The organism is Pseudoflavonifractor sp. BSD2780061688st1 E11, assembly GCF_005844125.1.
GTDB classification, from domain to species: Bacteria; Bacillota; Clostridia; order Lachnospirales; family Lachnospiraceae; genus Sellimonas; species Sellimonas catena.
In genome coordinates, this window is sequence record NZ_SPHM01000025.1 from 1 (window position 1) to 23,778 (window position 23,778).

General features: G+C 43.3%; 24 protein-coding genes. All 24 read right to left on the minus strand.

The genetic code is table 11. The features are described 5' to 3' along the window. Window positions 1-37 precede the first annotated feature (37 nt). Window positions 38-361, minus strand: coding sequence for a hypothetical protein (locus tag FGQ85_RS11600; RefSeq protein WP_138373534.1), 324 nt, complete (start codon window positions 359-361; stop codon window positions 38-40). Window positions 362-950: 589 nt separating this feature from the next. Beyond that, a complete protein-coding gene (locus tag FGQ85_RS11605) occupies window positions 951-1,892 on the minus strand; it encodes a hypothetical protein (protein WP_138373535.1) in 942 nt (313 codons plus the stop codon). Between the two features lie 59 nt (window positions 1,893-1,951). Continuing rightward, window positions 1,952-2,509 carry a hypothetical protein gene (locus tag FGQ85_RS11610; RefSeq protein WP_087167988.1) on the minus strand — a complete coding sequence of 186 codons (558 nt, stop codon included), beginning with the start codon at window positions 2,507-2,509 and terminating at the stop codon, window positions 1,952-1,954. Window positions 2,510-2,544: 35 nt separating this feature from the next. Further along, window positions 2,545-2,931, minus strand: a complete 387-nt coding sequence (locus FGQ85_RS11615) for a hypothetical protein (protein ID WP_087167989.1) — start codon at window positions 2,929-2,931, stop codon at window positions 2,545-2,547. A gap of 40 nt (window positions 2,932-2,971) precedes the next feature. Beyond that, complete coding sequence (locus FGQ85_RS11620) at window positions 2,972-3,388, minus strand: pyridoxamine 5'-phosphate oxidase family protein (protein ID WP_087167990.1); 417 nt, start codon at window positions 3,386-3,388, stop codon at window positions 2,972-2,974. 81 nt (window positions 3,389-3,469) lie between these two features. Continuing rightward, entirely contained in the window at window positions 3,470-3,847 is a 378-nt protein-coding gene (locus tag FGQ85_RS11625; RefSeq protein ID WP_138373536.1) for a GNAT family N-acetyltransferase, read from the minus strand. Window positions 3,848-4,054: 207 nt separating this feature from the next. Then, window positions 4,055-4,681 (minus strand): hypothetical protein, encoded by a 627-nt coding sequence (locus FGQ85_RS11635; protein ID WP_243128548.1) that lies wholly within the window; start codon window positions 4,679-4,681, stop codon window positions 4,055-4,057. Window positions 4,682-4,696: 15 nt separating this feature from the next. Next, window positions 4,697-5,176: a 23S rRNA (pseudouridine(1915)-N(3))-methyltransferase RlmH gene (gene rlmH, locus FGQ85_RS11640; protein WP_138373537.1), complete on the minus strand. Its 480-nt coding sequence runs from the start codon at window positions 5,174-5,176 to the stop codon at window positions 4,697-4,699. A 37-nt stretch (window positions 5,177-5,213) separates the two neighbouring features. After that, on the minus strand, window positions 5,214-6,254 hold the full coding sequence (locus tag FGQ85_RS11645; protein WP_118635579.1) for an acyltransferase: 1,041 nt from the start codon (window positions 6,252-6,254) through the stop codon (window positions 5,214-5,216). Window positions 6,255-6,275: 21 nt separating this feature from the next. Then, window positions 6,276-8,318 carry a UvrD-helicase domain-containing protein gene (locus tag FGQ85_RS11650; protein WP_347563095.1) on the minus strand — a complete coding sequence of 681 codons (2,043 nt, stop codon included), beginning with the start codon at window positions 8,316-8,318 and terminating at the stop codon, window positions 6,276-6,278. A 30-nt stretch (window positions 8,319-8,348) separates the two neighbouring features. Continuing rightward, complete coding sequence (locus tag FGQ85_RS11655; protein ID WP_087168000.1) at window positions 8,349-9,290, minus strand: 2-dehydropantoate 2-reductase; 942 nt, start codon at window positions 9,288-9,290, stop codon at window positions 8,349-8,351. 174 nt (window positions 9,291-9,464) lie between these two features. After that, the gene (locus FGQ85_RS11660) at window positions 9,465-10,628 is read right to left on the minus strand and encodes an iron-containing alcohol dehydrogenase (RefSeq protein ID WP_138373538.1); all 1,164 of its coding nucleotides are present in this window, start codon (window positions 10,626-10,628) and stop codon (window positions 9,465-9,467) included. Window positions 10,629-10,725: 97 nt separating this feature from the next. Next, window positions 10,726-12,111 carry an NADPH-dependent glutamate synthase gene (gltA, locus tag FGQ85_RS11665; protein WP_087252034.1) on the minus strand — a complete coding sequence of 462 codons (1,386 nt, stop codon included), beginning with the start codon at window positions 12,109-12,111 and terminating at the stop codon, window positions 10,726-10,728. Between the two features lies 1 nt (window position 12,112). Next, a complete protein-coding gene (locus FGQ85_RS11670; protein ID WP_138373539.1) occupies window positions 12,113-13,003 on the minus strand; it encodes a sulfide/dihydroorotate dehydrogenase-like FAD/NAD-binding protein in 891 nt (296 codons plus the stop codon). 158 nt (window positions 13,004-13,161) lie between these two features. Continuing rightward, a complete protein-coding gene (locus tag FGQ85_RS11675; protein WP_138373540.1) occupies window positions 13,162-14,343 on the minus strand; it encodes an iron-containing alcohol dehydrogenase in 1,182 nt (393 codons plus the stop codon). A gap of 138 nt (window positions 14,344-14,481) precedes the next feature. Continuing rightward, a complete protein-coding gene (locus FGQ85_RS11680; protein WP_138373541.1) occupies window positions 14,482-15,300 on the minus strand; it encodes a MurR/RpiR family transcriptional regulator in 819 nt (272 codons plus the stop codon). A gap of 43 nt (window positions 15,301-15,343) precedes the next feature. Continuing rightward, window positions 15,344-16,228, minus strand: coding sequence for an ROK family protein (locus tag FGQ85_RS11685; protein WP_138373542.1), 885 nt, complete (start codon window positions 16,226-16,228; stop codon window positions 15,344-15,346). Between the two features lie 34 nt (window positions 16,229-16,262). Next, the gene (locus FGQ85_RS11690; RefSeq protein WP_138373543.1) at window positions 16,263-16,715 is read right to left on the minus strand and encodes a YhcH/YjgK/YiaL family protein; all 453 of its coding nucleotides are present in this window, start codon (window positions 16,713-16,715) and stop codon (window positions 16,263-16,265) included. A 27-nt stretch (window positions 16,716-16,742) separates the two neighbouring features. Then, on the minus strand, window positions 16,743-18,266 hold the full coding sequence (locus FGQ85_RS11695; RefSeq protein ID WP_138373544.1) for a sodium:solute symporter: 1,524 nt from the start codon (window positions 18,264-18,266) through the stop codon (window positions 16,743-16,745). A 26-nt stretch (window positions 18,267-18,292) separates the two neighbouring features. After that, window positions 18,293-19,219: a dihydrodipicolinate synthase family protein gene (locus tag FGQ85_RS11700; protein WP_138373545.1), complete on the minus strand. Its 927-nt coding sequence runs from the start codon at window positions 19,217-19,219 to the stop codon at window positions 18,293-18,295. 20 nt (window positions 19,220-19,239) lie between these two features. Continuing rightward, window positions 19,240-19,938: an N-acetylmannosamine-6-phosphate 2-epimerase gene (locus FGQ85_RS11705; RefSeq protein WP_138373546.1), complete on the minus strand. Its 699-nt coding sequence runs from the start codon at window positions 19,936-19,938 to the stop codon at window positions 19,240-19,242. 269 nt (window positions 19,939-20,207) lie between these two features. Next, window positions 20,208-21,209: a chitobiase/beta-hexosaminidase C-terminal domain-containing protein gene (locus FGQ85_RS11710; RefSeq protein WP_138373547.1), complete on the minus strand. Its 1,002-nt coding sequence runs from the start codon at window positions 21,207-21,209 to the stop codon at window positions 20,208-20,210. A gap of 7 nt (window positions 21,210-21,216) precedes the next feature. After that, window positions 21,217-22,068: a bifunctional methylenetetrahydrofolate dehydrogenase/methenyltetrahydrofolate cyclohydrolase FolD gene (folD, locus tag FGQ85_RS11715; RefSeq protein ID WP_138373548.1), complete on the minus strand. Its 852-nt coding sequence runs from the start codon at window positions 22,066-22,068 to the stop codon at window positions 21,217-21,219. 18 nt (window positions 22,069-22,086) lie between these two features. After that, window positions 22,087-23,757, minus strand: coding sequence for a formate--tetrahydrofolate ligase (locus tag FGQ85_RS11720; RefSeq protein WP_138373549.1), 1,671 nt, complete (start codon window positions 23,755-23,757; stop codon window positions 22,087-22,089). Window positions 23,758-23,778: the final 21 nt, after the last annotated feature.

Genomic DNA, 23,778 nt, shown 5'->3' on the forward strand with positions numbered 1-23,778 from the left:
GGTTTATGCCTTTTTTATTGGCTGAAATATTGAATTTTCAAGGTTCAACACACCGTATTGGTGTGGGAAGTTTTAGTAGATAAATATCATACCCCTTTCCGGCCATGATCTGTGTTATTAATTTTTGAATTTCAATTTCTCTTGTACTAGGATTTGTAGATAGTGTTTTAATTTGTATATCCACATTAGTTGATTGCTCTGCTAAATAATTTCGGGCTATTTTTATCTGACTTTCAAACTCCTGTTCTGTTAAAATTGTTAGTGTATATTTATTAGCTTTTTGTTGGTCTTTACAACCGCTACATGGCAGGCTCAATAATATTGGAATTAATACAATACATACATATTTTTTTATCTTCATAAAATCACCTGCTTATTCTTAAAGAGTTGCCTATCTTGGAGACAACTCTTTAGTCTCACTCTATGTACCGTTTCTGTTAATTATTACCGCAACAACTGCAACCATTTTTTCGTCTTTTTCTCTCCTTCCTTTGAAAAGAATTCCGATTAACTTTTTCCGATTACTTCCTTTCCCATTGGAATTCCCGCCTCTCTTTTATTTGATATGTTATATTCATCATACCTATAACTGTCTATTTTGTCAATTATTTAACTTTATACTTCTTAATATTATGACTTTTTTGCAATTCTGCCATTATTTTCCAAATAAAAAGAACGATTATGATCCTTTTTTGTTCATAATTATCTTTTCTATTTTCGCCCTTTATAATATAGACGCGCGACACCGAAAAATATTTCTATTTTTCTGAATAATTCTTCTTTATTTTAACGGTAACCTTGTATTCACTACAGGAAAAAAAGTTAATCACATCACAACAGGCGCAGTGAGAACCACTGCGCCTACATACTTTAATTATTCTTTTTTTGCCAACCCTACGGAAGAACCCTCTTAAAGTTTGATGATCCTTAAAATGTGAAGTATAGGTTTGTCATAACCATGTCGGACGGATCAACTTCCGAATTTCATCCGGAATCCCCTCCATATCCAGCGGAACATTATCTATGCCGATCTCTTTCAAGTCCTTCAGCCCGGAAAGATCTGGCAGACTCTTTATCCACTTCAGGTCAATCAGCTTCAGTATCTGCAGACCGGTCAATGTACTGATAAAAGAAATATCCTCCAGTTTCATTATCCGCCAAAGTTCCAGTTTCCGCAGCTGTTCAAACCCGCTCAGCGAACTCAGGTCGTTCATCCCGTTCCAGCGGATAGAAAGTTCAGAAAGGCAGGAGCTGTCTCTCAGGAATTCATAGTCCTTCACCTTGATCCCCTGAAGTGTAAGGGATGTCAGTTTCGGGATCAGACCGATTTTCTGAATATTCTTTTTTGCTTTTTTTCCAAGATAAAGTTTTGACAGGTGCGGGTAATCCAGCAGCCATTCGCAGTCAAAGTCAATGCTTTTCCCTGACGTCTCCGCCGAAACGCTGAGGCTCTCGAGACAAGGGGACAGCTCCCTTAGAAAACTATAATCTCTTAATTCATACAGGTTCAGCCCCAGTCCCCGCAGCCCCTTCAGCTTACTGAGAATATGAAAATCAAACATCTCCTGCCGCTCACGCAGATATCCATCCAACTGAAGGTTCTTCAGATGTTCCATTTCACACAGGCAGTTCAGATCTACAGGCTCTTTTTCTCCCATGCTGTAAATACGAAAATACATATCTTCCCGCTCTTCCAAAATCCTGTCAATCATTTTATATGCATTTTCCGGAAGATTTTCCGTAATCTGGATATGCCTGATTCCAGGCGATGCGATAATATTTCTGACGAACTCCTCCGTCAGTTCTTCGTATCCGTATATCTGCATTGCCCCATTGCTCCATGACCGATTCCCTATTTCTATTCGGTTCGAAAAATCAACCCATGCTCCCATATGCATCTCCTCTGCTAAAATGCAATTTTCCGTTCAACAATTCAGGATTTATCTATATGTTATCCTTCACTTTTTAGCTTTCCTGAAAAATCAATTTCATAAAAATTTCCTTCAAAATCATGTAGCTTAATAGAATTCTCACATAACTCAAATGCCTTTTTCTCTGACATAAATACAAATGTATCTTTACCCGAAAAAGACCATTTCTTATTGAAATTAAAGTCTAACATGATTATTTCTATTTCCCCATAAATGATATAACCGTTCTGTACCCTGTATATTCCGTAATTGCAGCCAAAGCAATCAAATTCTTTGAAATATATCATAGTACCATCATTTATATTCAACTGAACAATAGCATTATTTTGTAAGATGGTTAAAATTTCATCCTCAAGCACTGCACAATCTTTGTCATAGCTATAAAAATCACCTATCAATGCAATGCTGATTGTTTTGCTGAACAAATCTATTTGTATAGAGAAAGTCTTATACATATCATTGTGTCTTAAGTGCCTTGGATTTATCACCAAATCATATGGTTTATTGTCCGTTGATTCAACAGTGTATGTTGTATCTATGGAGATATTTACCTTACATATATCATTCTGTAATACCATATTATTTCCCCTGCTATAAATTGGAAGTTGGCAATTTAAGTTTCATCCAAATATATTTCTACTTTGATGTATTCGTTATTTTTTGCGTAGGCAAAAACTTCTGATCTTCTAATGTAGTCAAATATATTTTCACTTAAATCTTCATCCCATGTTGCTTCACTAAATATTTTATTTTCACTGGTAGGCTTATATAAAATGTCTACATGGATTTGATAAAATTCTTCCTCACCATTTGGAAATTGCCTAACTAGCGAAATTTCAAACACTGGCTCGGACGCAGAAGTAATAAATGTTCCTGTTTCAAATAAAATCATATCTTCTTCAAGCGGTATACTGCACATCTGCTCAAATACATCTACAATTTCTTCCAGTGGTATTTTATCAGTAATTTTATTCTTCAGAAATTTAATTAAACTGTCCATTGATTTTCCTCCTCCAGCTTTCAATTCGTGAATTTGAAGGTTAAAACTCATATCTTATTCCATGTGAAAGCAACACTCCATCCGTTAATTCCACACATAAAATTATAGTGTTTTCATCATCAAAATTGTTATGCCCATTATCAATCCATTCGGTAAAAACGCTTTTCAGTTTCTCGGCAATTATACGATTTTCTTCTTTTCCAAAATACCCTAAATTGTTACCCTTTCCGTGTGCCGTAAACCAGTCCCCCGCTATTGCAACATTTGGATTTTTTTCTATTTGCTTTATTTTGTTAGAAAGCGCATATGTAATAATATAAAATGAACCATCCTCATAATAAGCATTTACTTTCCGCACATACGGTACTCCATGTTCCACCGTTGCTAATGCAATTACTGTATCTTTTCCAAAACGTTCCATCATAATTTTTTCAGCTTCTGAACCTAATTCTCTCATAAGGATATCTCCTTCACAAATTCTAATTTATCGTTTCTTATAGATTTTAAGCTTTTTACATCTTCCGGCGAGTATATAAAGCTAGCGTTCTAATTTTAACAATGCATAATAGCAGGCATCACAAATGCCTTGATTATTCCAATCAGCACTACGTAAAGTCCCCTCATATTTCATCCCACATTTTTTCATCACTTTCCCCGAATTTGGATTTCTCGGCTCATCTCCATTTTCTTTCAAAACAATAGCCCAATGATAATAATTTTCATGAGAATATTGATTTACCCAATCTTCTATTACACTTTGGCTTACTTCTTGATTCGGATGAGCCGGCCACATCAGAAATTTTGTAACCTCTTTATCTGACGCCCAGTTTTTATACATCGCTGCAGCATCTTCATTCGCATACCTTCTTAAAATCAATCTATTTGTCTCTAACCTTTTCGTTCCACAATGTTTCATAAATTTGTCCTTCCTTTTCAAATTTCTTTCCAGCCCACTCAAATTATTCGTATCTATCCCCCAATTTCATTACCGAAAAAAGACAGATACCCATATTTCTCATTAAAATCTCGATATTGTTTAGAAAATTTTATACCGAGTAATTTTTCTGCTTCTTCTATTTCTTGTATTGATTTTCCACTGCGGTAGTGTAGAACCCACATTATTTTAATGTATGCTGTTAAATTCTACAAACTTGTCCCACAATTCATCATAATTCTTGAATTCGTAATAAGTGTCTCCAATCTTAAAATAATGTCCCGGACTAATCGTCAGTGTTTCTCCGTCCGTATAATAGAGGGTATAATAAGAAACTGATCCGTTTGACAATGCGTCTCTTTCATTCACAACATTCCCGAGTTCCACTTTATTCAGCAGCTTAATAAATCCGTTGCTTTCGCTTTCTGAAAAAGAGTATGAATATCCACCATTCTGTCCGCCTGTAGTTCCTGTATGTTCAACGCTATCGATATCGGATATGTCAATACTCGCCAGGTCAATGTTCGGCCCTTGCTTTCCACAGCTTGATAATATGATTGCAATTAAGGATGATATACACAAAATTATTTTGATTTTTCTCATTTTGAAACACCTCAATATTTCTTCAACCTGGTCAATCAGGACTTCTTGCTCATAAATTCCAATCTGCCGCCTAATCTTTTCTTCATTATACCATTCGTTTATTTCCCTGTCATTTTCTTTCTTACATATGCAAAAAAGGAGCAGAACAACCTCTGTCCACTCCTTTTCCGAATACTTTACATGCCTTATTACTTCCCACCATATCACACCCAAGTGCGAAAACCGCACTTATTTGTGATATGGCTCTCCATTGATAATCCGGTATCCTCTGTATATCTGTTCCAGCAGTACCACCCGCATGAGCTGATGCGGGAATGTCATCTTTGAAAAACTTAATGCATAGTCTGAGCGTCTCAGAACGTCTTTTCCCAGTCCGATAGAGCCTCCGATCACAAAGGCGATGCTGCTGGTTCCCTGTATCCCGAGCTGTTCGATCTTTTTTGCAAATTCTTCCGATGTCAGCATTTTCCCTGCGATTTCCAGCGTAATCACATACATATCGTCCCGAATGTACTTTAAGATCCGCTCCCCTTCTTTATCACGGATGCTTTCTTCCACCGCTTCACTGGCCTGATCCGGTGTCTTCTCGTCGGCCACTTCAACAATCTCCAGCTTGCAGTATCGCGAAAGCCGCTTACTGTATTCTGCGATGGCATCTTTCAGATATTTCTCTTTGATTTTTCCTACAGTAATCAGTGTTATTTTCACCTTGTTCTCCTTTTTCTCTTTTACTCCAATGCTCCATTTACGGAACGATGTATTTCAATACCGGAATCTTTTTCAAAATCAGTACCAGTACCACACAGATTCCATAGATCACAAACGGCATAACAAGCCGCCACCACCCGGACTCCATGCTGAGGCCCGTCGCATCCTGGAGGATACGGAAAACGATCATATGCATCAGATAGACACCAAATCCGGTTCCAGCAAGAGTGGTGACAATCCGGCGGATCTTCGGAGTATTTTCCAGCTTGTCCCATGGTCCGTACTTCGCTGCCACAAAGACTCCGACTGCCAGAAAGACCGCCGGAAATTTCATGTATCCCCAGAAAGTCTGATCCAGTCCGGCGCTTTCTGATGATCCAAGAATCGTACTTCCAAACCGGATTCCTGCCCCTGCAAGGCCAAGGATATAGAAAAGAATTCTTGTCTTTCGTGTCATGTCAGTCGTTGCAAGCAGATACCCTAGAATGACATACAGAATATATCCGCCTGCCACAGGGATCTGTATTGATCCGTTCATCGGGATCTGAAACACAATACAGCAGACCGGGTAAACAGAATAAACCAAAAACGCCAACCCCGCCATATAAAGCAGAATATGCTTGTAATCTTTCAAAAGCGACAGTACCGGCATGGAAAGGTAAACCATAAACAGCGGAATGAAAAACCAGTACACATTCTCGGCTGTTGTATTGGTAAACAGGCTGACGATACTGGACAAACCCGGCTCGAATTCCATCTGTTGAAACTGGATTTTGTATGCCAGACTGATCAGCGTCCATGCGGCAAATGGAATCCCTGTCTTCAAAAACCTCTTTTTGAAGAAGACTCTGGTCAGATATTTATCCCGGTAGTCCAGAAGCGTCGCTCCGGATATCATAAAATAGACCGGAACCGCCCAGTATGCAATCGTTTCAATCACCATGCTCTGTCTCCATGCGGCTGTATCGGAATACTGGTGCGCAATCCCGTTGCAATGCATAAAAATCACGCACAGACATGCAAGTATATTTAAAATATCAATATACAATAATCGTTTTTTCTGTTGTGTTTTCCCCATTCCTTTTTCCTCCGTCCGGAATCAGACTCTGTACACGTAAAGCTCATGCAGTGCTCTCGTAGCGCAGATGTACTCTGCCTGTCTGGTCAGGCCCGTCTGCTCCTTACAAGCCGCAGTAAATACCTGGTCAAATTCCAGACCTTTGGCCATGTAAAACGTTGTAACCGTCAGACCGCGTCCGAATCTGGAGCTGTCCCGGTCAATATAATGAACCTGATCTGTCTTTTCCCGGATGTTCTCATAAATCTCTTTTGCTTCCTGTTCTGTCATGGTAAGCACCGCCGCTGTCTCATAGCCGTCCGGTCCGGTTTTTACCTGTTTCAAAATCTGAGAGGTACGTTCTTCCCCGGATGAGAACTCTGCTTCTTCCACCGCCTTTCCATGCCGGTCCAGAAGATCTGTCTCTTTGATGCCGCCGAGTGTTTCTGCATATCTGGCAATCTCCACGGTATTGCGGTAGCTTTTGTTCATCTCGATCTTTCTGAAGTGTTTTCCCAGGATCTGCGGAAGAAATTGTGTCACATCATTTTGCTCTTCCTCCATCGTCTGCGCCCGGTCTCCCAAAATCGTCATCGGACAGGAAAATAGAAGGGAGAGAATCGTATACTGCAGGTAGGAATAGTCCTGCATTTCATCCACTACCAGATGCCGGATCTGGTCCTGTCTTCCGGCCCCTTCAAGTCGGTATTTTAAATACAGCATCGGATAGACATCCTCATAAGAAAGATATCTTCTGTCATACGGGACATCCGGAAGCAGAGGAAGTCCCTGTTCTTCCAGAAACCAGTTATAGATCTTATAGACATCCACTGTCGTATACATGGCATTAAACTTCGTCCGCAGCTTCTCCACCTCTTCTTCCGACAGTTCCGTACTGTATCTGGTTTCGTATTCATCTACAAAATATTCCATGATTGCTCCCATCCTCGCAAGGACAGGAACTTCCTGGAATTTGAAATAAAAGAGACGGATCATCTCTTCCTCTGTCTTTTCCAGACCACGGAAATGAACACCCTTCAGATTGACAAGCCATTCTTCCAGCTGTGCCAGAAATCCTTCCATCGCTCCAATACAGTCTCTGGACTGCTTCCACTGACAGCGTTTCCAGTCTGCTTCATCCATTCCTGCAAGCCGGTGCTCGATCTGATGATACCGGTCTTCACAGTCCGGAACAATCTTTTTCAGCTCCCGGTACGCAAACAGATCCAGACTCATTTCCCGGATATTCTCTTCTCCGAGTTCCGGAAGGATATGGGAAATGTAATCGGAAAATACACTGTTCGGTGAAAGCACCAGTATACTTGACGATTTCAGGTGCTTCCGGTCATGGTATAAAAGATAGGCGATCCGGTGGAGAGCCACCGACGTTTTCCCGCTGCCGGCTGCTCCCTGAATCACCAGGATCTTATCGTTGGTATTCCGGATAATCGCATTCTGCTCTTTCTGAATCGTCCGGACAATATTTTTCAGCTGTACATCGCTGTTTGTTCCAAGCTCCTGCTTTAGAATCTCATCATCGATTTTGACATCGCTTTCAAATCCATAGACCAGTTTTCCTCTTCGGATCTTATACTGCCACTTGGATGTGATTTCTCCCTCCAGCTTTCCTGCCGGTGCTTCGTAAAAGGCCGGTCCTTTATCATAATCATAAAACAGGCCGCTTACCGGAGCTCTCCAATCATAAATCAACGGAACTTTTCCTGCTTCTTCTGCAAAATTCCCGATTCCGATGTAAAATACTTCCGGCTCGTCGTCTCCGTCATAGCAGAAATCCACTCTGCCGAAAAAAGGAGAATCCAACATTTTTTCGTATCTCGCCTTCAGACGCAGAGAATCCTGATTCGCATTGACACGCTGAAGAAGAGCCTGCTGATTATCATAATCTTCGTAGCCATACTGGTCCATCTCTGTATAATTTTCCCAGTAATATTCATGCATGCTCTCGATGTCTTTCTGCCCGGCTGTAATCTCCTCGTCCATCTGTGCAATTTTCTTTGTCAGTTTTTCTATGATTTCATCTAAAAAGTTCATGCTTTCCAATGTTGTTTCCTTCTTTGCTGTCACGTTTCCTACCCCATTTACTAATTTCAGTCTCTAGTCTGCCTTCCCTTTTATTTTTTCTTTTAAACCATCATAAAACTGTTCTGAAAGCGGAACCGGCACTCCAAGCTCTTTTGCCGTCTTAATCAGGTATCCTCCGAATGTCTCAAATTCGGATGGGCGCCCCGCTTCCACATCCCGCTTCAGGGAACTGGTAGATCCTTCATTCAGCCCCAGAAATCTCGTATATTCTTCATCAATATAATGTTCCCTGATGTGGACTCCGGCTGCTTCTGCCACAGCCAGTGCCTCCTCAAGTAATGTATGAAATTCTCTTCTTCTGTCTTCGTGGTCACGGATATTCTCCACAGTTTCCAGATAATACGCCGTAATGACGTTGTAAGCACAATTAAAAATATACTTCTCCCACACCGCCTGTCTGACATCCTCATATACTTCGCAGTCGATTCCTGCCGTCCGGAGAACTCTGAAAACCTCCTGCGCTGCTTCCTTCTCCTGCGGATCAGACGCTCCAAGGATAATTTTTGTATATTGTCCAAGCTGTGTGATGGAATAATCTTTATTTGCGGCGGCAGTCGTGTAGATTACGGAATCTACGACCAGTCCTTTTCCCAGATACTCCCGCACCCTCTGTGCGGTGTCCGCGCCGTTCATCACAGGCACAATGATCGTATGTTCATCCACACAGGAAGCAAGAGTGCTGCATACTTCCTCCAGCGCATAGGTCTTGACACAGAGAAAAATCAGATCCTGTACCGCTCCTGCTTCTGACGCGCTCTCCAGGACGGCTGCGGCTCTGGTTACCATTTCCCCGTTATAATCACTGTGAAGCACTACTCCATGCTCTCTGAGAGCCTCTCCACGTTTTCCTCTTGCAATCAGTGTCAGGTTACTATATTTCTGTCCGGTCATCCCGGCGAGGTATCCGCCTACGCCTCCAATACCGACGATCATCATCTTTTTTTCTTCCATCATTCAAGCCACCTCTTGTATTATATGTATCTTATTATTATACCCTATTTTCTTTCTCTTTCCAAGAAAAAAGGCCGAAACTTCCGGTCCTTTGCAGAGTAACAAAAAAGACACGGAAGTTTGCAGCTGTCCTCCAAGCTTTCGTGTCTCCTTTTACATCTCATTCTGTTTTTCCTGCTACAGTGCCTCCAGATAAATCCGGCGTACCTCTTCCTCGGTAAATACTTTCGGATGATTCTGAATGCTGGCTGCGGAAACTTTAAATGCATTTTTAGTCATCCATTCCACGTCTTCCGCAAGCACTCCTTCTCTGGAAAGGGTCGTGCGAAGATCGAGGCAATCCAGAAGATGTTCAATCACACTCACACAGTCATTCTCGTTTGTTCCTCCCAGGCATTTGGAAATCACTGCAAATTTCTCCGGCGCCGCATCGATTGTCCTGCGGTAAATGACAGGAGTCAGAGCAGCAAGTCCTCTTCCATGGGTGATATTGCGCATACCGCTTGCCGGATGTTCCAGGCCATGCGGTGCTGTTACTCCTGCCTGATGAATCACCATGCCTCCATAGGTACTTGCAAGAGAAACCGCGCTCCATGCATCCATATTCATTTTGGACGGTTCTGTCATCCCCTGCTTTTTCTCCTCGTAAATTGTCAGCAGGTTATTCCCGATCAGTCGGATACCTTCCAGTGCAGTAATTTCCGTGATCGGGTCACAGATCTTGCTCAGATAAGCTTCCATACAATGGCAGAGTGCATCAAAGCCAACGGATGCCAGAACAGAAGCCGGCATTGTCGTCATCAGTTCCGGATCAATGATGGATGCCTTTGCAATAACCGCGTTATCCCGAAGAGACTTCTTGTCTTTTGTCTCATCCTCTGTCAGAACCGCAAAGCAGTTTCCTTCGCTTCCGGTTCCGCATGTCGTCGGAACAAGAATCAGCGGAAGGGCTTTCTCTCCTTTTTTTATCCCGTAAATATAGTCAAAAATATTTCCTTCATTGCAGGCGGCAAATGCCACTGCCTTACTGCAGTCCATAATGCTTCCGCCTCCCAGGCCGACGATCACATCACAACCTTCTTCTTTCGCAACAGCTGCACCCTTCATGGCTGTAGAGGCAAGGGGATTTGGCTCCGCCTTGTCAAAGATCACGACTTCCAGGCCCTCTTTTTCCAGAAGCGCCTTTGCCCGGTCCAGAAGCCCGGTTCGCTTTGTACTGTTCTGTCCTGTAACAATCATTGCCTTGCGCCCGTATTTTGCAGTCTCCTTTCCCAGCTCTTCTGTCTTTCCGGCACCAAAAATCAGATTGACCGGAAGATAATGGTTAAATTGTGTCAGCATCTCGTTTCCTCCTGTTTTCCACGCAGAAGATAAAATGGGACCGCAGATTCATATCTACAGCCCCATTGCTATCTTCGCTTCTCTATTTCTGTCGGTTTTATTTGTCTTTTAAGTATTCGTGGATACCTTTTGCTCCGGCTTTTCCTGCACCCATGGCAAGGATAACCGTTGCCGCACCTGTTACAGCATCTCCACCGGCATAAACACCTTCTTTAGATGTCTTACCGAACTCTTCGTCTGCAACGATGCACTGCCACTTGTTGACTTCCAGGCCTTCTGTTGTAGAAGAAATCAGCGGGTTCGGGGAAGTTCCAAGAGACATGATGACAGTATCAACATCCATCTCAAATTCAGATCCTTCAATGACAACCGGGCGTCTTCTTCCGGATGCGTCCGGCTCACCGAGTTCCATTCTTACACACTTCATACCTTTTACCCATCCGTCTTCTGTCACGATTTCAGTCGGGTTTGTCAGAAGGTCAAAGATGACTCCTTCTTCTTTTGCATGATGAACTTCTTCCACACGGGCTGGAAGCTCTTCTTCACTTCTTCTGTACACAATGTGTACTTCTGCTCCAAGACGAAGTGCTGTTCTCGCTGCATCCATTGCAACGTTTCCACCACCGATTACGGCTACTTTCTTTCCTGCAACAATCGGAGTATCGTAGCTGTCATCGAAAGCTTTCATCAGGTTGCTTCTTGTCAGGTACTCATTTGCGGAGAAGACACCGTTTGCTGTCTCACCCGGAATACCCATAAATTTCGGAAGTCCTGCACCGGACCCGATAAATACGGCCTCAAATCCTTCTTCTTCGATCAGCATATCAATCGTTGTGGATTTACCGATTACAACGTTTGTTTCAAATTTAACACCGAGTTCTTTTACTTTCTCGATCTCTTTTGCAACAACTTTCTGTTTTGGAAGACGGAATTCCGGAATACCGTATACAAGTACACCGCCCAGTTCATGGAGTGCTTCGAATACAGTCACATCGTATCCCATCTTAGCAAGGTCGCCTGCGCATGTCAGGCCGGCCGGGCCGGAACCGATTACGGCAACTTTGTGTCCGTTTTTCACTTCTGCTCCAACCGGTTTGATGTCATGTTCCAGAGCGTAGTCCGCAACAAATCTCTCCAGTTTACCGATGGAAACCGGCTCGCCTTTGATACCGCGGATACATTTTCCTTCGCACTGTGTCTCCTGAGGACATACACGTCCGCAGATAGCCGGAAGTGCCGATGAAAGACCGATTGTCTTATATGCGCCCTCAAAATCGCCTTCTTTTACTTCTTTGATGAATGCCGGGATATTGATTGCTACCGGGCATCCCTGAATACATTTCGCATTTTTGCAGTTGATGCAGCGGGAAGCTTCTTCCATGGCTTCTTCTGCATTATATCCTAAACATACTTCTTCAAAGTTTGTAGCTCTCACCTTTGGATCCTGTTCACGGACCGGTACTTTCTTTAATACGTCTCCCATTTTAATTGTCACCTCCACAATTTCCACATCCGCCGTGATGTGTATTGCCTTCCTGCAGTCTCAGCATTGCTCTTCCTTCTTCTGTTCTGTACATCTGCTGTCTCTTCATCGCTTCGTCAAAGTCTACAAGATGACCATCAAATTCCGGACCGTCTACGCATGCGAACTTCACTTCGTCGCCTACGTGCAGACGGCATGCACCGCACATTCCAGTACCGTCAACCATGATCGGGTTCATGCTGACGATCGTTGGGATTCCCAGATCCTTTGTCATGAGGCATGTGAATTTCATCATGATCATCGGTCCGATTGCAACACAGACGTCATAATGCTTTCCTTCCTCTTTTACAAGCTTCTCTACCATGGATGTAACCATGCCGGCATGTCCGTAGCTTCCATCGTCTGTGCAGACATAGACATTACCTGCTACTGCCTTCATCTCTTCTTCCATGATTACGAGATCTTTTGTCTTTGCACCGATGATGACATCTGCGTCAACGCCGTGCTCATGCAGCCATTTTACCTGCGGGTATACAGGAGCAGTTCCAAGGCCTCCTGCTACGAACAGGATTTTTTTATTCTTTAATGTCTCCGGATCTTCAGAAATGAACTCGGACGGACGTCCAAGCGGTCCTGTGAAATCACGGAAATATTCTCCTTCTTTATACTCTGCCATTCTCTTAGTGGATGCTCCAACCACCTGCACTACAATCGTGATCGTTCCCTTTTCCCTATCGTAGTCACAAATTGTAAGCGGGATTCTCTCACCTTTTTCGTCCATTTTTACAATAACAAACTGCCCCGGCTCGCAGTGACGCGCAACACGAGGAGCTTCAACATCCATGAGAAAAATATTTTCTGCAAGGTCTTTTGCTTTTAAAATTTTGTACATCTCCCATGCCTCCTAATTGTTATACTTTAATTATCATAAGATATTGTTCATAAAATATCAAGTAAATTCTTACAGGGAAATTGATTTTTTCGATAAAGAATTCACAATTTCGCTAAAAGGAAACCGCCGCTTTCGAAAAAGCGGCGGCCATACGGTATTTAGAAGTCCACTTCTGTTCCGTAATATGTACATGTGAGAAGTTTTTCCATCTCTGCAGGTGTGATGCTTCTCGGGTTGGATCCTGTACATGCATCGCCGACTGCAAGTTCTGCGATATTGGAAAGTTTTTCTTTGAATTCATCTTCGTTGATTCCGAATTCTTTTAATGTTTTCGGAATTCCAAGTTCTACATTGAATGCATCAATCTTTGCAACAAGGCTGTTGATTAATGCTTTTTCAGATGTTCCCGGAAGTCCCATTCTGCGTGCGATCTCTGCGTAGCGTTTTGCTGCTACAGGATCTTTTGCATTGTATTTGATAACATATGGAAGATAAATTGCATTTGCGCATCCGTGCGGAATATGTCCTGTGGAGAATGCAGCTCCTGTCTTATGAGCCATGGAGTGTACAATACCAAGCAGTGCGTTGGAGAATGCCATTCCGGCCAGGCACTGTGCGTAGTGCATCTGCTCTCTTGCGTCCATATCACAATGATAGGATGCCGGCAGATAATCCAGTACCATCTCGATTGCCTGCAGTGCAAGCGGATCTGTAAATGGTCCGTTCAGTGTGGAAACATAAGCTTCGATTGCATGGGTAAGAGCGTCCATTCCTGTGTAGGCAACCTGTTTTACTGGAAGTCCTGCAACAAGATCCGGGTCTACAATAGCGATATCCGGTGTGATGTTGAAGTCAGCAAGCGGATATTTTACTCCTGTCTGATAGTTTGTGATAACGGAGAACGCAGTAACCTCTGTAGCTGTACCGGATGTAGATGGAATTGCTGCAAATTTCGCTTTCTGTCTTAATTCCGGGAAGTTGAACGGTGTGCACAGATCTTCGAATGTCGTATCCGGATATTCATAGAATGCCCACATTGCTTTTGCAGCATCGATCGGTGATCCGCCGCCCATAGCAACGATCCAGTCAGGCTCGAATGCTCTCATGGCTTCTGCGCCTTTCATAACTGTTTCAACGGACGGGTCCGGCTCAACTCCTTCAAAGAGCTGTACTTCCATGCCTGCCTCTTTCAGGTAATCCACTGCTCTGTCGAGGAATCCCTGACGTTTCATGGAACCGCCTCCGACTACCAGGATGGCTTTCTTTCCTTTCAGGTTTTTCAGCTCTTCCAAACAGCCCTTGCCATGATAAATATCTCTTGGTAAACAAAATCTGCTCATTGCTTGTCTCTCCTTTTCTTCCATTGATAAATTTTTAACTATCGTTAGTATACTCCTGTTTTTCTCGAATTTCAATAGATTTTAAATTTTTTTTACAAAATTGTCGAATAATTTTACAATGGATATTTTGTGCAGAAATTATCTTTCATCCAGGGCCTCTAATGTATACTCGTGAAGCGTTTCCCTTCTGTATTCATCCATCTGAATCATTCGGGAGTACAGCATATCTACCATGATTAAAATTGGAAACTGTGGCGAAATCGCCTTCCCCTGTTCCAGATTTTCTTTCAACGCAAAGAGCATTACCTCATCACAGAATTCCAGAAATTTTCTTCTTGTATAAGCCGTCATCAAAACGACTTTCGCTCCGCAGTTTCTGGCTATCTTTAAAGATTCGATGACTGCTTCGGTTTTTCCGCTGACACTGATTCCAATTACAACGCATTCCTCATCCAGAAGGGCAGAATTCATTTTCATAATATGTTCATCGGTAATGGCCTCAATATTTTCTCCGATTCTCATAAAACGCAGTTTCATTTCCATTGCCGCCAGCCCTGAACTTCCCTTCCCGTAAACATAGATCCTTTTCTTTTCGGAAAGTATTTTGACGATCCGCTCAATCTGAGCTTCATCCATCAGGGAATAGCTTTTGTTCAGCAGCTCTTGATAGCTGTTCAGTACCTTTTTGATATGACCGCTGGCACTGGAATGAGGGGCGGCTGTCTGCCCCTGCTGATAACTGAAGAGGAATTCCCGATATCCTGTGTATCCACATTTTTTTGCGAATCTGGAAAGAGATGCTTCCGAAACAAACAGTCTTTTTGCTACATTTTTGGATACGAGATCCGCCTTTCCGTCATAGTGAATAAAATAGTCTGCTATCGTTTTTTCCAAAGTCGTAAACGTGTCATAGATCGCCTCAATATGAGGTATAATATTTCTTTCGTATTCTGCCATTTCAGTTTCCTCCCTGACATTTTTAAACTGCCAAAAGGGAAGACTAATGTCTTCCCTTAAAATTGTAAAATGCACCCAGCATACCAGCCTGATTTTGATTTTCCGCAAATGCAAGCCTCGTATGCTCTGCAACAGATGGAATCAGATATTTCTTCAGACTCTGTTTGAGACGGCTTTCCAGAAAATCCTTCTGTGCCATAATTCCGCCTCCAAGAACCACAACCTCCGGGTTGATTACGTAACAAATGTTTGCAATTCCCATCCCCAGAATGTCCACCATCTCGTCAATCGCCCGGATACAGTCTTCATCCCCTTTTTTTGCATGTTCAAAAACGTATTTTCCATCAATAGCTGAAGCATCGATATTTTTATACAAAGCTGTGTTTCTGACAAGGACACTGCTTGCCCCCAGGTTCTGAAACTCACCGCCCGGAAGATGCATGTATCCCACCTCACATCCACTTCCCGAAAACCCGTGGAATACCTTTCCGTCTATAATGATTGCACCTCCTATTCCGGTTCCGACGGTAAGACAGACACTGATGCTGCTGCCTCTGGCCGCCCCGGAATAATGCTCTGCAAGCCCTGCGCAATTGACATCATTTTCCACTTCGCAAGGGATACCAAACTTTTCTTCCATGCTTTTCTTGATTTCAGTTCCTGTATAATCCGGAATCAATGGCGCTGCATAAAGAATCTTTCCCTGCTCACAGTCCACCATTCCCGCCGTGGAAACACAGATTCCCTGTACCGCATATGTTTTTAAATACTCCTCTGTAATCTGGAAAATTTTCTTCAGAATTCCAGGTCCGCCATCTTTCATTGCTTCTGTCAGCATTTCATTACTCTCGCAGAACTCCTCATTTTCTGTGATCACTCCGTGCTTAATCGAAGTCCCTCCGATATCAATGCAGATATACTGTTTCATTCCGATGCTCCTTTTCTTTCTTGGCCATATGGCATTACTTCAGACGAATTTTGAAAATTGCCTTTTTGATCTTAGCCGGATTTTCTACCTTTACTGCTGTCCGATGCGCATCTTTCGGATAGCATAACAGAAAGTCTCCCTTTTCCAGAACTACACATCCATTTGCTTCGCCTTCCATTGGAAGGAAATCATCTTTTTCCACAAACTCTTTTTGTTCCAGATTATCTATAAAGTTTACATCAATCCTTTCCGTTCCGTCCAGCATCAAATGCAGATCCAGATAATACCGATGCGCTTCCCAGAATCTCTTTTCCTGATCTGTCGTTTCATATTCTACGATATTGACAAAAAGATCCTCGCCATCAATTTCATGGCTTCCTTTTTCATATGCCAAAAGATCATGTTCTTTTGCATATATAAAACATTTTAATATATCTTCTTCCAGAAATCCATAATCTTTCAGATCTCTTATATTACCGAATACCATATCCGTTCCCCCTGTTTTGATAATCGCTTATTTGCTGTAAATCGTTGTGTTTGGAGCTGGCTGAGACTTGTCTCCTTTTATATTTCTCCAGATGATACTTGCCGGAATCCCCACTACCAACGATACGATAATGGAGATGATGGAGTAAGACCAAATGGAAATCGTCACATCCGGAGCCACAACCGGCACACCATATTTGATAAAAATCATAACTGCAGAAGCTGCAATAAAGGCAAGCACTGCACCAAACGTATTTGCTACTTTTGTAAATGCACCAAGGATAAAAGTTCCGATCAGAATACCAAGTACAAGTCCCATAAATCCATTGAACCACTCATAAGCGGACTGCACGCCTCCGTTAGCCAGAACTATGGCAACAACGATAGAGAAAATTCCGACGATAAGCGATACATACTGTCCAATCTTTGTCTGTTTTTCAAAGCTCAATTGTTTTTTGGACAAACGTTCCTGAATATCCAATGTCCAGCTGGAAGCCACAGAATTTAATCCCGTTGACAATGTGGACTGTGCCGCCGCATAAATCGCTGCAAGAAGCAATCCTGTCACACCAACCGGAAGTTCAAACGCAATCCAGGATGCAAAAATCTGATCCTGCTGCGCTGCCGGCGGAAGCGGATTCCCCTGTACCTGATAAAATACGTACAAAGCTGTTCCGATGAGATAGAATACTGTTGCGATAAAAATAGAAAGTCCTCCGTTTGCAAGCATCATCTTGTTCAGTTTCTTTGTATCTGTCGTTGTTGTAAATCTCTGTACAATATCCTGGCTGGATACATACGATCCCATCGTGTTGAATCCTGCACCGACAATTAACAGAAATACGCTGTCTTTCAAAATATTCGCATCGAAAATCGGCTGATTTTCTGCAAGAAATTTGTGTCCTTCCGTAAATTCGTGGAAAACAGCTCCAAGTCCACCGTCAATGTTGCATAACAGGAAAATCAAGCCGCATGTAACCCCGATCAAAAGTACGGATCCCTGGATGAAGTCTGTCCAAAGAACAGATTTTAATCCTCCTGTGTAGGAATAAATGATTGCGATAATACCCATAATGATAATCAGAATATTTACATTGATTCCCATGAGGCTGGATAATACCATGCATGGAAGATACATAATGATAGACATACGACCTACCTGATAAATGATAAACATTACCGCACCAAGGACACGAAGACCTTTACTGTTGAATCTAAGTTCCAGATAGTGATATGCTGTATCGATATCCAGCTTGCTATAAATCGGCAGGAAAAAGCGGATCGTTACCGGAATTGCGAGCAGCATGCCAAGCTGTGCAAACCACATGATCCATGTCCCCGCATAAGAGTTTCCGGCCAAAGACAAAAATGAAATCGGACTTAATAATGTGGCAAAAATTGATACGGATGTTACCCACCACGGTACCGTTCCATCTCCTTTAAAGTATTCCTTCCCTTTCATTTCTTTTTTGGCGAAATGAAGACCTGCAAACAATACTGCTGCCAGGTAAAGAATCAAAATAACCAAATCAATCACAGTAAAACCCTGCATATGCTACCTCCCTCTTCGAATCGTGTTTATAAATATTTCTCTTTTGCTGCGCAAACCATTTCAGCAGCTTCTTTTGCAATTGCTTTGTCTGCTTCCTGAAGGTTTTCCAGAGGGAGACGCACACCTCCGATATCAAGTCCTTCATTTACACGAAGCATTTCTTTTGCAACTGCATACATATTTGCATGGCTGGAGCACATCTTATAAATGATTTCATTGATATCATACTGTAATTCCGTCGCTTTTTCTCTTTCCCCTGAAATGATCAGCTCATTCAGTTTCAGGAAGAGTTCCGGCATGACGCCATATGTACCGCCAATTCCTCCATCTGCGCCGATTGCACGTCCTGCAACAAACTGTTCGTCCGGTCCGTTAAAGACAACAAATTCTCCTTTTGCTGCTTTTCCTGCTGCTTTGAACATCTGAATATCCTGTGTCGGCATGGAAGAATTCTTTACTGCGATCACTCTTGGATTTTTCATCATTTCCGCAAACAGGCTCATCGTCAGTGCAGTGCCTGCAAGCTGCGGGATATTGTAGATTACGAAGTCTGTATCCGGGGCAGCTTCGCTGATTGCATTCCAGTATGCAGCGATTGAATATTCCGGAAGTCTGAAATAAATCGGAGGAATAGAAGCGATTGCGTCTACGCCTACACTTTCTGAGTGTTTTGCAAGTTCAACGCTGTCCTTTGTATTGTTGCATGCCACATGGTTGATTACTGTAAGTTTTCCTTTTGCAACTGCCATCACATTTTCGATGATGATTTTTCTTTCTTCTACCCCCTGATAGATGCATTCTCCTGAAGAACCATTTACGTAAACTCCCTTTACACCTTTATCGATAAAATACTGTGTAAGGGCACGCACTCTTTCCGGACTTACATTTCCTTCTTCATCATAACATGCATAAAAAGCCGGGATAATTCCTCTGTATTTTTCTAATTTACTCATTTTATTCCTCCTGATTTCTCTTATTTTTCTAATTTTGCGAGTTCCTCTGTGAACGATTTTGTAATCAGCTGCGGACGGGTAATGATCGATCCTACCACAACACTGTAGCATCCAAGCTCAATGACCCGTTTTGCTTTTTCCGGTGTGTTGATATTTCCTTCTGCGATTACATGATGTTTGACCTGTGCTATAATTTTCTTGATAATTTCAAAGTCATTCTCTTCAATCTTGTCACCTTTGCTTTGTTCCGTATAGCCGACAAGGGTTGTCCCGATAAAGTCAAATCCTAACTGATCAGCATGAACTGCTTCTTCTACTGTTGAACAGTCTGCCATAAGGAGCTGGTTTGGATACTTGCTGCGTACGGCATCGTAAAATGCATCCAGTGTGACATTTCCAGGTCTGATTGACTCTGTAGCATCAACCGCAATAATTTCCGGCTTTACCACCATCAGTTCATCAATTTCCTTCATCGTAGGGGTAATATACACGCTGCTGTCTTCATAATCTCTTTTCACAATACCAATCACCGGGAGATTCACGTTTTTTCTGATTTCAGTAATATCCTCCGGTGTATTGGCGCGGATACCAAATGCCCCACCCTCTGCTGCAGCTCTTGCCATTCTTCCCATAATAAAAGATGAATGAAGCGGCTCATGCGGCAGCGCCTGACAGGAAACGATCAGATGTCCTTTGAGTTTTTTTAGTTTTTCTTCCATAGTACTCTCCTTTCCGATTTCCACTCTTGAACAAAGTATATCATCATTGAAAAGTCTTTCAATATTTCCGATCTGTTTTGAAGATCTTTTCAACCCATTTTCAATTTCAACTATCTTTTCCTTTTAATCATGACTTTTTATAGTGCATTTTGCATAATGTTTGAAAGATCTTTCATTGTAAAATCTTGGTTTCAAAAGAAAAAAGCCGAAGAATAAAATTATCCCTCGACTTTATTTCAATTCACTATATTCACTTTAAATAATTACAATCAACTGCTGATGCGGTATTTTCTTGTCGTCATTTCGCTTTTCTTTCCGTTTCCGTCAATCAGAACGACATTCAGCTCCGTATCCTCGTAAACTGCGAAAGCTCCTGTATACTGAATAGACTGATCCGACGGTTCGGTTCCGTCCAGTGTGTAGTATGCGGTGTAACCCTCCGGCACCTGTATCTCGACGCTGACTGCTTCGGAATACTGTCCCGTTGTCGGTGATACTGCAGGTGCATCTGCTACCGGGAACTGGATTGTGTATGTCTTTTGTACCTCGACGCTTGCAATCCCTTTTCTATTGACAAAAATGGCACGGACTGTCGTCTCGCCCTCCTTGTTCAGCTGGATCGGCTCCTTATACTCTATGCTGTCAACTGTCGCTTCACTGCCGTCCAGGGTGTAATAGATGGTTCCCTTATCCTCGCTGCTCAGTGTCAATTCCTGCACATTGTCATAGACCTTGTCTTCATCCAGGCTGAATTCCGGAATTTTGGCCACATAATCCTTGAGTTCTGTGAGGATCTGATCATTCGTACAGGTGCTCATGATATAGGCGATCTTTCCCGTCTGCTCCGTATCTTCATAAAACTCCACCGCAGCGCGGTATACACCAATACTGTCCGGATGGTCATTCACTGCATCCTGTAAAAGGGAATCTGCCTGATCATCCTGATCCTGGTTATGATACAGCTTTGCAAGACTGATATATGCATCTTCTTTTTCGCCGTTTTTCTCAATCGCCCTCTGATAGAGCGCTTCCGCTTTTGTACTGTTGCCGTTTACTTCGGCCCTTTTCCCCTGATTTACCACTCCGGTATATGTATTTCGATAGATCAGAACTCCGATTCCGATGATCGCTGCTAAAATCAGGATCATTCCCAGAATCAGAATCCGCCTCAGCCGTCTTTTGCGACGCATCCGCTCCGCTTTTGCTCTTCTCCTCCGCCTTCTGATCTCTTCCTCTGACAGTCTGCCTCCTGGATTTGTCATTCTTTGCATGGTACCCTTATTCTCTCCTCTTTTTCCGTGCCGCCTCCACACAGTTACTCATCAGCATCGCAATCGTCATCGGTCCCACTCCCCCGGGTACCGGCGTGATCGCTTCCGCCTTGTCTTTTACATGTTCAAAATCTACATCCCCACACAGCTTTCCGTTTTCATCCCGGTTCATTCCGACATCAATGACAACGGCACCTTCCTTGACGCCGTCCGCCTGAATCAGTTTCGGGATTCCCACTGCAGCCACGAGAATGTCTGCTCTTTTTGTTACCTCACTGAGGTTTTTGGTTCTGGAATGTGCGATTGTTACGGTTCCATTCTCCTCCAGAAGAAGAAGCGCCATCGGTTTTCCGACATGGTTGCTCCTTCCGACTACCACACATTCTTTTCCCTCGATTGTATAGCCGGACCGTTTAATCAGCTCCAGCACCCCGGCCGGTGTGCAGGACCGGAATCCCTCCGCTCCGATGCAGAGTGCTCCGATGCTTTCCGGAAGAAATCCGTCCACATCTTTTTTCGGAGAAATCATCCCGGTAATTTTCTCCTCGTCAATCTGCTCCGGAAGGGGCAGCTGTACAAGGATTCCATCCACGGCCTCATCTTCATTGAGCTCTTGTATCAGAGTTTCCAGTTCCTGCTCTGTCGTCTCCTTTGGAAGCTCGTAGGAACGGGATTCGATTCCGATATATTCACATGCTCTTTTTTTATTTCTCACGTAGATGGCAGATGCGCTGTCGTCTCCCACCAGTATGACAGCCAGGCACGGGGTAATCCCCTGTGCCTTTAACTCTGCCACTTCCTGTTTCAATTCTTCTTTGATCTCAGTGGAAATTGCTTTTCCGTCTATCAATACTGCCATGTTTCGTCTCCTTTATGTTTAGAACAATCCGGTAATCTGTCCGTCGTCTGTCACATCGATATTGTTTGCTGCAGGTACTTTCGGAAGTCCCGGCATCGTCATTACCGCGCCAGTCAGTACTACGACAAATCCGGCACCCGCGCTCACATAGACTTCTCTTACGTGAATGCGGAATCCTTCCGGACGGCCAAGAAGTGTCTGGTCATCGGAAAGAGAATACTGGGTCTTTGCCATGCAGACCGGAACATTGCCGAATCCAAGCTCTTCAATCTTGGCCAGCTGTTTCAATGCGGCCTTATCGTAATCGACGCCGTCAGCTCCGTAAATTTCTTTTGCCACTGTCTCGATCTTTTCTTTCAGCGACATCTCATCAGCATAAAGCGGATGGAAATGACTCTCTTTTGTCTCCAGAGTCTTCAAAACCTTATTGGCAAGTTCAATACCGCCTTCGCCGCCTTTTGCCCATACATCTGCGATTGCAAATTCACAGTCTCTTTCTTCGCAGAATGTTTTGACAAATTCTTTTTCCGCATCTGTATCTGCAGAGAAGGCATTCAGTGTAACGACAACCGGCACACCGAATTTCTGCAGGTTTTCGATGTGTTTTTCCAGGTTGACAATTCCCTTTTTCAGGGCGTCCAGATTTTCTTCATTTAATTCATTCTTCGGTACGCCGCCGTTATATTTCAGTGCACGGATGGTTGCAACGAGCACAACTGCGTCTGGTTTCAGTCCGCTCATCCGGCATTTGATGTCCATAAATTTCTCAGCGCCCAGATCTGCACCGAATCCGGCCTCTGTGATGGTGATGTCGCTCATTTTCAGCGCCATCTTGGTTGCCTGTACACTGTTACATCCGTGAGCAATGTTGGCAAATGGTCCGCCGTGTACAAGAGCCGGTGTATGCTCCAGAGTCTGGATCATATTCGGCTTGATGGCATCCTTTAAAAGCGCTGCCATCGCGCCTGTCGCCTGCAGATCATCTGCTGTCACCGGTTTTCCGTCGAAAGTATAGGCAACAATGATCTTTCCAAGACGTCTCTTCAGATCTGCGAGATTGTCTGCAAGGCAGAGGATCGCCATAATCTCGGAAGCCACGGTGATAACAAAGTGATCTTCCCTTACCATACCGTCCATTTTATTTCCAAGACCTACAACGATATTTCTAAGGACACGGTCATTCATGTCCACGCAGCGTTTCCATACAACCTGTCTTGGATCAATTCCCAGCTGGTTGCCCTGCTGAATATGGTTGTCAAGAAGTGCTGCCAGCAGGTTGTTTGCAGATGTAATCGCGTGGAAATCACCGGTAAAATGGAGATTCAGATCTTCCATCGGAACAACCTGGGCATATCCGCCACCTGCTGCTCCTCCTTTGATTCCGAAACACGGCCCAAGGGATGGCTCACGAAGGGCAATCAATGCTTTCTTGCCGATTTTCGCCATGGCCTCCCCCAATCCTACTGTCACGGTCGTCTTGCCTTCTCCGGCCGGTGTCGGGTTGATCGCCGTTACAAGGACAAGTTTTCCGTTTGGACGGTCTTTCACCTTATCCCACAGTTCTGCGGATAATTTTGCTTTGTATTTGCCGTAGAACTCCAGATCTTCCTCTTCAATCCCGATTGAAGCGGCTACATTTTTGATTGGCTCCATTGTTGCTTCCTGTGCAATCTGAATGTCTGTTTTCATTTTCCTTCCTCCATTTCTTCC